This window comes from Haloarchaeobius sp. FL176 (genome assembly GCF_024609245.1).
Classification (GTDB): Archaea; Halobacteriota; Halobacteria; order Halobacteriales; family Natrialbaceae; genus Haloarchaeobius.
This window is the reverse complement of the sequence record NZ_JANJYH010000011.1, coordinates 1-11,897: the sequence shown is the minus strand read 5'-3', so window position 1 is coordinate 11,897 and position 11,897 is coordinate 1. Positions and strand designations below refer to the sequence as shown.

The window sequence follows — 11,897 nt, the reverse complement described above, 5'->3', positions numbered from 1 at the left end:
ACGTATCAGGCACACCTCATTAGAGTACTGCTGCCCGCTTCACTAGGTGTCCTTCTCCCGTGAGAGGGTGGAACCCGAGTGGCTTGAGAATTGAGGATCTGAGACCCCGTTTCGACCTGCGACCTAATCTGGATTCGATCACTCAATAAGAGGTATTTTTAACCGGTATTATGAAGGGATGATTATGACGAGCAAGACACATACAGGGCGTTGCAACTATGTTCTGGACCCAGAGGAGTGGCAAGAAACTCATGAAGAAGGATGTTACGTAAGTCGTCGAAACGATGAAGAGATACTGACCGAGAAAAATGGCTCCTTTGTTTGGGAATGTCCGCACCCTGCTGAAGAAAATAAGGACAAATGTCTGTTCCACCTGCCAGAAGAGGAACAACCGTCTGATTCAGAGTTAGTGTCGGAATTCCTTGACATAGTGAATAAGGAATCCACTCATGACAACATATCTGATCGCCCGCCGCAGTTTATTGACGCTAATTTTGGCGACCTCGACATTCGATGTAGCAAACTTGGATCCGAAGACGAGATTGATCTGCGTCATGCTACCGTCGATACACTTCGGTTAGATGTTGAAACCGTTACTGTACCACTGAACATAGGTAGAATCCAAGTGAGACAGGAGGCTGATCTCTCCAATACTATCTTTGAGTCGAAAGTGGATTGTTTAGCTGCAACGTTTCACGATGAAGCTGAGTTCCAGAACTCGGTGTTCAAAGGTGAGCTTGTCGGACGAGGACAAACATTTGAAGGAGATGCGGACTTCGAAGAAGCAACGTTCGAAAGTGAGTGTCGCATTCCAGAAACGACTTTCAACGCATATGCTGACTTCTCTGAGACGGAATTTGAGGGTCGTTCGAAGTTTCATGGTGTTACTTTCGAAGACGGAGGTTCCTTCCGACTTGCCTCGTTCAACAGCCGGGTAACATTTTTGAAGATGACTTCTGGCTCCTGGCTACGATATAACGGGGCCACATTCGAAGGTGAAGTGGACTTCCGAGAGACAACGCTCGATTGGACGACTTTCATCAAAACAACATTCCACAACAAGGTGAGATTTGAAGAAGCAGAAGTTGTAGCCGAAGCAGATTTTCAGCAAGCTACATTCAACGGGGAAATTGATTGCGAGCAAGCGATATTTCGTGAGGCAAATTTCCAGAACGCTTCATTCCACGCGGAGGCAGCGTTCCAGAAGACACTGTTCAAGGCGGTGGAATTTATAGAAACAACATTTCATGAACAAGTGGATTTCTCGAATGCTGTCTTTCGGTACGTGGATGCCCAGGAGGCTGTCTTCCGCGACGACGTATCCTTTCGGGCGACGTTATCGGATCAGTTCATCCCATACACCCCGTTTCAAGGAAGAACCAATTTCTCCGGTGCCACCGTCCGAGGGATAGCCGATTTTCGAATTCTGGATACGGATGAAACCGTTGTCAGCGAGAGACTCACAACTTTTCAGGGGCGAGTCGATTTCTCCAATTCACAGCTTGAAAACGCAGAATTTGATGGAGTTACATTCGCTGAACGGGGAGACCTCCTCAGCGAGGACCCACCAATTACATTCGCTGATTCCGACCTCACAGGCGCATCTTTCCGGAGTGCTGATTGCTCGCAGGTGAACTTCACCAACGCAGATCTGACCAACACCACATGTGCAACTGTCGATTTCACCGCTGCGAATCTGGAAGGCGCGATTCTTTCACGCGCCAACTTATACGAGGCAGACTTCACCAACACACGATTGCACGGCACTATTTTCGGTGACGCCCGTATCAGCGACGGAACGAAGTTTATCGATTCAGGGTCTTGGTGGACTTGGCTCCCTAAATGTACAAGAGGGATGCAGACAGTGGTCTATGATCCGCGAACCGGCCCTGTGGTCGAGGATTCTAACCGGGATGACTTGGTAGATCCGTATTCACGAGCTGCATCGGTGTACACTCAACTTGAAACTCTCGCCTCTACAAATGCGGCAAGCGGCGTGGCCAGTACGTGTTTTCGCTGGCGGAAAGACATGCAACGCAAGCGGTACTGGGATAATGATGGTGAGAGCTCCCACCGACAGTGGGCCCGGTACGTCTTCTCAAAACTCACAAATCTCAGCACTCGATATGGCGATAGTCCGTGGCGCGTCGTTGGCTGGTCATTCGCTGTGGTCGGTACATCTACCCTCCTTTTCTGGCTCACAGATGGTGTCCGATCAGCACAAACAGCCGGTGTATCGACCCCAGATTGGCTGGCACCACTCTATTTCAGTCTCGTAACCTTCACAACACTCGGATACGGAGACTTCCAACCAGCAAACCAATGTGCACAACTTCTCGCAGGCGTTGAAGCCCTCCTTGGTTCCCTCCTACTGGCATTGCTCATCGCTGTTCTTGGACGCCGTGCAACACGATAATCTTCTTTGAATAGGAGGTTGTCGGAATTGTTGGCCTATTGAGCGTATTCATCGCCAATTTGAGTCGATGCTTGTTCGATATCGGAGCCGGAGTACGGAAGTATTACAACAAGTCTTCACTTCTTCGGGTGGGTAACAATCCCGGGCATCCTCCAGATTATCGCGGGACTCAATCAGGTGAGTCAAAGCCGCATCAATGACGTCACTCATAGGTGGTTCATCAGATGCGTCAGCGGCAACGATTTGGCTGGCTTGGTCAAGCAGTCGCTTCCGTTCATCACTGAGTCGTAGAGTGGTACGGTCAGATGTCATAAACAGATGTGCATACTGGGGTCGGTTTAGCGTGATTCTGAGGTTTCTGAATCGGGTTCTCTTTAAGTACGATGTCTTCCCTGGCCGTCGCGTCTGCCGTAATCGGCGCAGCGTGCTGGGCAGATCTATGCACGCTGACCGGGTGGGTGCATACACTGGCGTACATACATCGAGGATGCTGATGACATTCGCATGCAGCCCCGTGGAGTCGGTCTTGAAGACCCGGTTCAACAGGCCTGAGTTGCCATGCGTTCCGCATACAGGCTGTTGCTCTTGGACTGCCGTATAAAGTTGGATAGTTACTCAAATCGTGCACCGGAAGAGTAGCGACGTCGAAATCCGCACCACTATAGTAGTCATCCCTCCTGCGAAAGTGAGACACGCAGACGGAATCGGTGACAACGGATTGGATCGTGAAAATCGTCAGTACCCTGCGAGCGTTGCCTGCACTCCATCACTACCGCTGCATTCCTGGTCACTGCGATGGTCGTTGTTCTCGCCTTGGTCACCACGAACAATATGCTCAGCTTCTTCCAGAGAGTCTACTCTCATGATGTCCGCCCGAACCCGGCCGTCAACCTCTTCCTCATAGTGCGTCCATTGCTGTCCACACGTCCTGCGTTTTACCCGTCGCTCAACTTTCTGATCAAGGTCATCACGAAGGTCCTCTATGGGCGGGAGGTCGTCGCCAATCTTCACGAACGGTTTTTGCCCGCGATACGTGCCATCATCGTCAACGAGGAGCATGTCCTGTCCGCTACGGAGCGGTTTGTAGTCGCCGTACACGTCCAGCCGGATGTCGTCAGGTAACACGGGATCCTGGTCGTCCATCCAGTACCCGACTTGTTCTAGTCGGTCGAGCGTCCGGTAGATGTCGTCGTCAACATCGAGTTCTGCGAGCGCGTCGCGGATCGTCGTGTGCGCTTCGCTGCGGTCGTCGTCTGCGCTGGTGTGTTCGGTCGCCATGAGCGCTTCATCAGGTGTGTACTTGTACTGGGCTGTGACGGTCGCTCGCGCCGTGTTGACCGCAACCTTGACATATTCGCCCCCGTCTGCACAGTTGATGGTGATTTTGACGTACTCGTTCGGGGAGTGAGTGATCGAGTCGATGCTCTTAGTCATCGGTCAATGTTGGTGCCGGCGGGGAATCCGAATGTACTCTGCCGGTCGTCACACGGTTCTAGATCTACACTGCCGTCCCCGGGGTAGCCAATTTCAGCATCGTGGAACTGGTCGGGGGTGAGGTGGATCAGAGTCGAACTCATCTCGGACGGATAGCAGGTGCAGCCCTTCAAGAGATGAACCGACGCTTGAATCCTACTCGCAAACAGTAGGGTGACTCGGAGCATGTGACCTCATCTGTATCGGTTTCGGGCATTCCGCTCGCTTTCTAAAACGATGGCATCAGCACTGACGTCAATCGTCTCAATCTGGTTCTCAGGCGATTCGTCTTCCGTGGTGCAGGCTTTGTGATTCATTCCTGTGAGTCGGACTCCAGATAGTTGTATTCGCTTTCCATCAGGATGTTTCGTTCACTGACGTGATCGACAATCGAAGGGTAGCTGGGTCGTGAAAAGCGAGCTGAGTTCCCCGTTACGACTCGATCAGATGGCCGAATTCTTTGAGCATGATCTCGGCATCAATCGAATGGTCCTCACACCAGTCAACGGCGTTATCTTCCGACAACACCGTGATTTCTTCGCCACCTGATTTGCCATTGCTGTGTGATGTCGCGTACTTCGTTGCTGCGCCGCCCGCACCGTGCAGGAAGTACTCGCCATCATCTGTTTTGTAAAGGGACTCAACCAAGTAGTGGAAGTCATTCCGGTCTGTGTTGGGCGCGTATCGCGCGATCTCTTCTGCTTCGTCTGTATCGTACAGCTTTCGGTCGATTATTTGTCTCATTGCAAACCAAAATATGAGACACCCCTGAAAAAGGGTTAGCCCTCAGAGGGAGACGACCCCCGGAGAACCCAGTAGAACCACAGATCCCGTTCCTAAATGCCCGAATTATTCGACCCCAGGGTGAATTTCGACGGCCGAGTCTGTAATGGAATCTCTGGAATCGCTGGGCGGAGGAATGATGAAATGGAATGTCTGTTAGAAGCCTTTGGATACCCCCTCACGCATAGAATAGTGGCTCTGTTGAAACCCTCAGCAGTTAACAGATTCTGGCGGGGGTTGGTGAATCAAAAGAGGGCGCACAGATGGTCGTTATCTGAAGTCTCCTATCAACATAAACGACTAATGCGCGACATAGAGTAACCGTCATTCATGGGTTACCAGTCTCGGACAATCAAGCAAGTTCTACCGGACATAAACGAGTCCATCTTTCTGCCGGCAATCCAGCGGGAGTTCGTCTGGGATACCGAACAGATCGTTCAGCTCTTCGATTCCGTTCTCCGCGAGTACCCTATCGGGTCGTTCATTTTCTGGAACCTCAACGGAGAGTTCGCAGACAACCAGATCAAGTACTACTTCGTCCGAAATCACATCGAGGATAGCATCTATCCGGACGATTTCGACAACGTTCACCACCGGAATCCGAAGGTCCCCGAATACGAGCAAATCCCGGACTCCGTTTCACTCGTCGTTGACGGCCAGCAACGCCTTTCCTCCTTCTACATCGGGCTCCAAGGAACATACGTTGAGAAGCAGAAGTACCGGCAACGGAAGAATCCCGACGCCTGGACGCGTAAACAGCTGTATCTCAACTTGCTCTCGAACCCCAACAACCAGACTGAGGACCATCTGAAGCTCCGATACGACTTTAGATTCAAGGAGCCTGATCCGACACAGTCTAGTGAGGAATACTGGTTCCGTGTCGGCGATATTCTGGAGATCGACACGCTAGAGAAGGCGATGACCCGTGCGAACGAAATCGCGTCCGAGTTAGAGGAGGTCTCCGATGCACAGGAACACTACCTCCTCAAGAACCTCACTACTCTCTACAACGCTGTTCACGCCCGAGACATCGTGAACTACTACGAGGAGGGAAACCAGGATAACGAGCGAATTCTGGACATCTTCGTCCGGGCGAACGAAGGTGGTACGCAACTCAGCAAGTCCGAAATCCTCCTCTCTATTGCCACGTCGTACTGGGGCTCAGATGAAGAGAACCCCATTGACGCAAAGGAAGAGATCAACAACTTCGTCGGGAACCTTAATCAGGCGTATGTGGACGAGGGCTACGACTTCGGTAGCGACTTCGTCCTGAAATCCCTCCTCGTCGTCGCTGACCTCTCCGCCGAGTACCAGATTCGCACGTTCACACACGAGAATCTGGCGTTGATGAAAGAAATCTGGGCGAACGGAGTCGTTCAAGACGCGATCGAATCCACCATAGACTTGATCAGCAGCTTCGGTATCACCGGCCGGAGCCTGACGAGCCGAAATGCGCTCATCCCGTTGGTCTTCTACTTCTACCACAACGAGAATCCCTCGCTGACGACGGACTCTCAACTCGGCGTGCAGGTTCGACCCCGAATCCTCGAATGGCTCTGCTCTGCGCTCCTCAACAGCAACTTCAACTCCCGCCCAGACCAGATCATCGAGGACGCACGTGATGCCATCAAAGAGGCGGACGATAGTCAGTTCCCACTAGAACGGATTCAGCGTGAAATCAGGACGCGTGGGAAAGCAGTTGGCTTCAGCCAGGAAATCGTAGAAGACCTGTTCGAGGAGACGGACTACAATAGCACGAAGATCTACCTGCTCCTGTCGGTCCTCTACTACCCCGACCCTGCCCACGACGATTCATACGAAATTGACCACATCTTCCCGCGGAGTCTCCTTGAGAAGGACAATCTCATCGAGAACTACGGATTCGACCCGAGCAAGGCCGAGCGATACGCCTCCCTGCGTGATCACGTTGCCAACCTCCAGTTAATCGAGGAGAACCAGTCCAAGGGGACCCAAGCATTCGATGAATGGATTTCGACGCGGAGTGACCAATACTACGACCGTCACCACATTCCGACTGACGAGCGTCTGTACGAACTAGAGAACTTCCCCGAGTTCATCGAGCGACGCGAGGAGATGCTTCGAGACCACATCATCAGCACCTTCAACTGAACATCTCCCTTCGCCCAAGAACGCTACACTAATTCCTGTACCTTCGACTGAAGGTGATTGTACGCTGCTTCAGCTGTTTCGACATCCTTCGCACCTGTAATCACCAGTTTTCCGTTAGCGAACACCAGCAGTACAGCACCGATTCCCTCGGGCCGATAAACCAGACCCGGGAACTGCTCCGGCTCATACTCCGTTACTTCCAACCCCAACCCGATTGAGAGAGCATTCAGAGAAACCATCTCATCGAGCATCGCAGTACAGACCACGTTCTGGACAGCGAACCCGGTCTGTTGAGCTTCGTCGGTGATGCCCAACTCCGCGAGGGCTCTCAGGAATCCATCGTTCGTCTCGCGTAGTGTCTCCTCACTGGGGCAGCCGCTGATGATGTACTTCCCGCTTCGATAGACCGTGATGAGCGGCCCACCTTCTTCGAGACGAACGTAGAGGCCGTGGTAATTCGACGGGTCGTACTCCAAGTACGGTGTAGACAGATCGTCTTCCAGAGCTTCGAGATCCAGCTCCACCCCAAGATCGCCAGAGCCGACGATGTTCGCAATTTCGACAGTCATCGGTCACCTGGAAGACTGCCGAGGACGAAGGACGCAGTCACCAACTGCGGTTCTTCTGGGGTGACGTGCTTTTCTTCCTCCAATCGGGATAATTCCTCGTCGCGCTCACGACGAAGCGACTCAAGTTGGCGTTTCGCGTTCCCGATTGGTGCCGACATATCTTTCCCTTGCTCGTCTTGCTGTTGATAATCCTCAAGTCGGTCCTTCCATTCGCTGATCTCCTCCTCAAAGTGTTGCTCGGCGTGTTGCCGCTTGATCTCAACCTCTCGTTCCCGTTCCTTACGTGCTTCGCCGGCAAACGATTCGACTTGCTCCCACGCTTCCATCTCCGCGACACTCTGCAGGTCTTCTGCCATCGACGTAAGTCGGTCGAGGGTCGGTGTCGAGACGACCTCCTCCGGCGGGGCCGTGTCCACGAACTCCGGCTTCTCTGTCCTCACGTCGCCTTCAGACGTGACGTAGAGCGGAACCAGCTTCTCGGTGACTGCCTCTCCCGCCCCAGAGACGTATCCCAGGCGGTACGTGAATAGGATTCCGGGTGTGGGTTCGCCGTCTTCCGCGACCTTCACAGCGACCTGTCCCCCGATGCGATTCGAGTCCAGACAGAACTCGATAAGCGACTGCACGAGCGGGTGGTCCAATGCGATGAACTCGACGTCGTCCTCTTCCATCGCTACCTGGCGAGTGAACGTCGCCTGGTCGTATCGTCCTGCAACCTGATCGCCGGAGAGGATATCTGGAACGTCAAGCTGGAACACGTCTCCGCCAGCACGGGCCGGACCAGGACGAACACCTCGAATGTCGCCACTGAATTCGTCGAAGAACTCCCGAACCAGTACCTCGATGTCGTCTTCGCTGACGTCGCCGTGTTGGCTGCGTTCGATCACCTCCAATATCTCTTCGTCTTCGTCAGAGAGATCGAATCGATCCCGGATCAGAAATTCGTTTTCCACCGTTTGGAGCGCGTCCTTTCGCTCCTCAATCGTCTTCTCGATGTCTCCAACGACTTCATCAGTTGGTCGGTTCTCCGCGATGGCGGCCATAATGGTGTCATCGAGATCGACGTCTTCCAGCACCCGACCGAGAACATCCGAACGCATCCCGAGGTCGGACTCAATCTGGTTCGTCTTCTCAACCAGCAGGTTCAGAATCTCGCTCTCTCGGGTGTTCTTGAAGAAGAGATTCCGAATCTCCACGGTTCGCTCCTGCCCGTAGCGGTGGAGACGGCCCATTCGCTGATCGATCCGGATTGGGTTCCACGGGAGGTCATAGTTGACCATGATGTGGGCGAACTGGAGGTTGAGGCCCTCCTGTGCCGCGTCGGTGGCGAGCATCAAGTTGGCCTCATTCTCGAACTTCTCCATCTCCTCCCGCCGTCGATCTTGGTCCAGGTCTCCGTAGACTTGGGCGATATCGTGGTCGTCGAACACCCTGTCTCGGAGGTATTCGAGCGTGTCCGTGTACTCGGTGAAGATGAGTATTTTCTCCTCGGGGTCGTTGGACAGGATACGATCGATAAACTGCTTGAGCAGCTGGGCCTTCGAATCGGTCTGGATGCTCTTGGCCTGCTGCCAGAGTTGCTTCACCCGATCAAGTTCTTCCTGTATCTGCGAACGATTCAGTGTGACTGTAACCGTTTCCAGCGCCTCTTCGACACGCTCACGCTCGGTGTCGGTCAGTGTCTCGGGTTCGGTACTATACCGGGGGATCAGTTCCTGAACGTCGTCGGGCAGGTCCTCGGCGACGGCGTCGTTCTGGATTGCGCGCATTCGGTTTTCCAGAGACTTCTGAATCGCGTAGATGCTGGAGACCAGCCGCTTCTGGTAAATGACCATCGTGAATCCCGCGGCTTGGTTCTCCTCCTGTTGAGCGAGGTTGTAGTACTCGCGGATGTATTCGGTGACGTCGTCGTAGAGCTTGCGCTCAGCTGGCGACATGTCCACACCGAGTGCTTCGATGTTCTTCTCGGGGAACATGCGCGTCCCGTCGGTCTCGTACATGTCGTCTTTCAGCCGGCGAATCATCAGGTCGTCCAGTGCGTCGGGATTGATCTGTGACTCGTGGCTGAAGCGATATGGATCGAGGAGACTCACGAGGAAGTAGAACTGGTCAGACTTCCCTTTGTGGGGTGTTCCGGTCATCAACAGAAGCGCGTCGGAATTTTCGGCGACGGCTTCACCGACAGTGTAACGCTGGGTGCGTTCGATGGAGTCGTCGCTTCCCCGGCGAGCAGTCAGGTGGTGTGCCTCGTCAAAAACGGCGACGTCCCAAGATTCGTTGAGATTATCGAGCGCATCACGTACCGAGACCCTGTCCGACTCTGGGTCATCGTTCGTTTGCTTAGCGAAATCGATTGAAGTGATGATGAGATCCTCTTGCTCCCAGACGTTCTGGTTTGGGTGGGACTGACGGTGGTTTTCTACAGTTTCACGGTCGTAAATGACGAAGTTGCGATCGAACTTCTCGCGCATCTCCTCCTGCCACTGCACCGTGAGTGGCGCTGGTGCGACAATGAGCACGCGCTGGGCGCGCCCACGCGCGATGAGTTCCTCGATAACGATGCCGGCTTCGATGGTCTTCCCGAGGCCGACTTCGTCGCCAATCAGGTAGCGGTGATCGTACGAGTTCAGGATCTCGTAGGCGGCCTGCACCTGGTACGGCTCGATCTCGATACGGTTGTTCGTCAGCGACAGGAACCGGTCGTACCGGTACGCGAGATCGAGGCGGGTCGCACGCTCCCGGAGGTCGTGGTGAATGGGCGAATCGATCTGCCGGGCTGCGAGACGGTCAACGATGGAGTCGATCCGCTCGATGTGGGGTAGGCCACTCGGGAGTTTCCGGAGTTCCCCCTCCGTGGTGTAGACGTGGAGGAGTTGGCCTCCGTTCGGGCGGTCTTCGATTTTTGTAATCTCGCCCTGCCCGCCAGCGAACTTGACGTGGTCGCCAACCTCGAAGTCGGCCATGCTATACTGCAGATTCGACGATTTCGACCTCTTCGTCGGTCAAATCGTAGAGGTCGTAAATGATTTCGTCGATAAGCTGACCAGTTTCTTCCATCATCTCATCGAGTTCTTCGGCGTGACTCTTCACTTCGGTGTACCGCTCCAGCCCATTGCGGACTATCTCAATGTCGGGGAGCTTCAGATCCTTCAGCCTGTCCAGCGGCGAGTTCGTTTTGGTAGCCCCCTTCCGGAAGCCAGCAAACCCATTCCCCTTTTCGACGGCAGCTGGAACGAAATTACGGATGAGCGTTTCTGTTTCCTTAGAGAGGCCAACAAATGCCAACGCGTCATAAGTTTCAAATTCTTCATCGACAAGCCTACCCCAGGTATCAGTTTCGCGTGAATCGTCCTCATCAGGTTTGTAGCTGATATCAACAGTCATCAGCAGCCTCCCGTCGTCCTCAAACGATACTCCCTCAACACGGAGGCTGTCAAAGTTTTTGGTTGTTTCAGTGATTGGTGTGTCCGCAGCACCTTCAACTGGTATCTGTATGTCTCCAAGCGAGTCGCCCGTCATCGAATCTGGGAGTTCATCGCCCGGAATGCTGAGATAATCAAGGATGTTAAGATTGAGCTCCCGCTGCTCCTTGACTGCCTCAATTACATGTTCAGACAGGACTGACACTAGCTCTTGTGGGGTTTCGGTTTTTTCTATCTCATTGGCCTGTCGGTTTGGAAAAACTGTAAGAGCATTGTTCGCCCATTCATTGACAGGATAGTCCTTACCGTCAGTGTCTGGAATCGGGAAGGACCGGACTGATTGCGGCCACACATCGGAATATGTACCTTGGAGACCGCCGGTTTCGAATTTGTTCTTGAACAACCACGTCATCAGTGTAGAATTGAGAAGTGCAACGGCATATGGAAGATCAAGATCTTCATCTAACCGCTCAAAGCCCTCAAAGTCAAGGGTAGCACCAGTATCTTTGAGAATATCGTAGTCGCAGCAGACCAGTACCGTATCGTCACAGTACATCCCTTCATCGTCGTAAGCGGCTGCAATCCACCCTCCTTTATCTGTTCGTTTCCTCACCAATAATTTCTCACCCTCAAACATTTCTGAGTGACGTGGGCCAGACATCTCGTCAGGTCGATAATCAAGCCATTCACCCTCCCAATCAAAATACCAACGTCCAACATTAGTACCTTGGATGAATTTTTTTGCATTACCTACTGGTTCTTCACAAACTACATCTTTCTTTACGAACCCTCCAGATTCGCTACTGGCCACAGTCGCACCTACGTTTACGTAGAGGTATTGTCCTAAGAATTTAGAATTATCTTCCATCTTATTTATAATTGGGACGTATTTTTCCACATAGTCCTCATCCAATCGAATTTGGCAATTATATGCATCAAGCCAAACCTTAGGATGGACATTGGTCACGTTTTCATAATGTATGTGTTTACCCCGAGGTCTCGACAGCCGGCACAGCGTGAGCCCGTGAGATCATATCATTGCTGCTGACGACTCGACGAAGCTCTTCGTATGGATTGCGTCCCTGCTGGCGCCACGTCGCCAGC

Annotated in this window: 8 protein-coding genes; 2 read left to right on the top strand and 6 right to left on the bottom strand. The window is 53.0% G+C overall.

Annotated features, from left to right (window positions below; genetic code table 11):
* The first annotated feature begins 184 nt into the window (after positions 1-184).
* A complete protein-coding gene (locus tag NO978_RS16360) occupies positions 185-2,416 on the top strand; it encodes a pentapeptide repeat-containing protein (RefSeq protein ID WP_257300630.1) in 2,232 nt (743 codons plus the stop codon).
* A 48-nt stretch (positions 2,417-2,464) separates the two neighbouring features.
* Here NO978_RS16360 and NO978_RS20045 read toward each other — a convergent pair whose 3' ends face one another.
* The 3 genes from NO978_RS20045 to NO978_RS16350 all read right to left on the bottom strand — a co-directional run bounded on the left by NO978_RS20045 (position 2,465) and on the right by NO978_RS16350 (position 4,633).
* Positions 2,465-2,728, bottom strand: a complete 264-nt coding sequence (locus NO978_RS20045) for a hypothetical protein (RefSeq protein ID WP_369684158.1) — start codon at positions 2,726-2,728, stop codon at positions 2,465-2,467.
* 423 nt (positions 2,729-3,151) lie between these two features.
* Positions 3,152-3,850: a hypothetical protein gene (locus tag NO978_RS16355; RefSeq protein WP_257300629.1), complete on the bottom strand. Its 699-nt coding sequence runs from the start codon at positions 3,848-3,850 to the stop codon at positions 3,152-3,154.
* Positions 3,851-4,321: 471 nt separating this feature from the next.
* The gene (locus NO978_RS16350; RefSeq protein WP_257300628.1) at positions 4,322-4,633 is read right to left on the bottom strand and encodes a hypothetical protein; all 312 of its coding nucleotides are present in this window, start codon (positions 4,631-4,633) and stop codon (positions 4,322-4,324) included.
* A 369-nt stretch (positions 4,634-5,002) separates the two neighbouring features.
* On the opposite strand from NO978_RS16350, the gene NO978_RS16345 reads away from it, so the two are divergent.
* A complete protein-coding gene (locus NO978_RS16345) occupies positions 5,003-6,802 on the top strand; it encodes a DUF262 domain-containing protein (RefSeq protein WP_257300627.1) in 1,800 nt (599 codons plus the stop codon).
* Positions 6,803-6,825: 23 nt separating this feature from the next.
* Here NO978_RS16345 and NO978_RS16340 read toward each other — a convergent pair whose 3' ends face one another.
* From NO978_RS16340 to NO978_RS16330, 3 genes are read right to left on the bottom strand one after another with little or no spacing between them, the layout of a single operon-like run.
* Positions 6,826-7,371 carry a TATA-box-binding protein gene (locus NO978_RS16340; protein WP_257300626.1) on the bottom strand — a complete coding sequence of 182 codons (546 nt, stop codon included), beginning with the start codon at positions 7,369-7,371 and terminating at the stop codon, positions 6,826-6,828.
* A complete protein-coding gene (locus tag NO978_RS16335) occupies positions 7,368-10,334 on the bottom strand; it encodes a DEAD/DEAH box helicase (protein ID WP_257300625.1) in 2,967 nt (988 codons plus the stop codon). The genes NO978_RS16340 and NO978_RS16335 overlap by 4 nt, the downstream gene beginning before the upstream one ends.
* A 1-nt stretch (position 10,335) precedes the next feature.
* Entirely contained in the window at positions 10,336-11,691 is a 1,356-nt protein-coding gene (locus tag NO978_RS16330) for a TaqI-like C-terminal specificity domain-containing protein (protein ID WP_257300624.1), read from the bottom strand.
* Positions 11,692-11,897 lie beyond the last annotated feature (206 nt).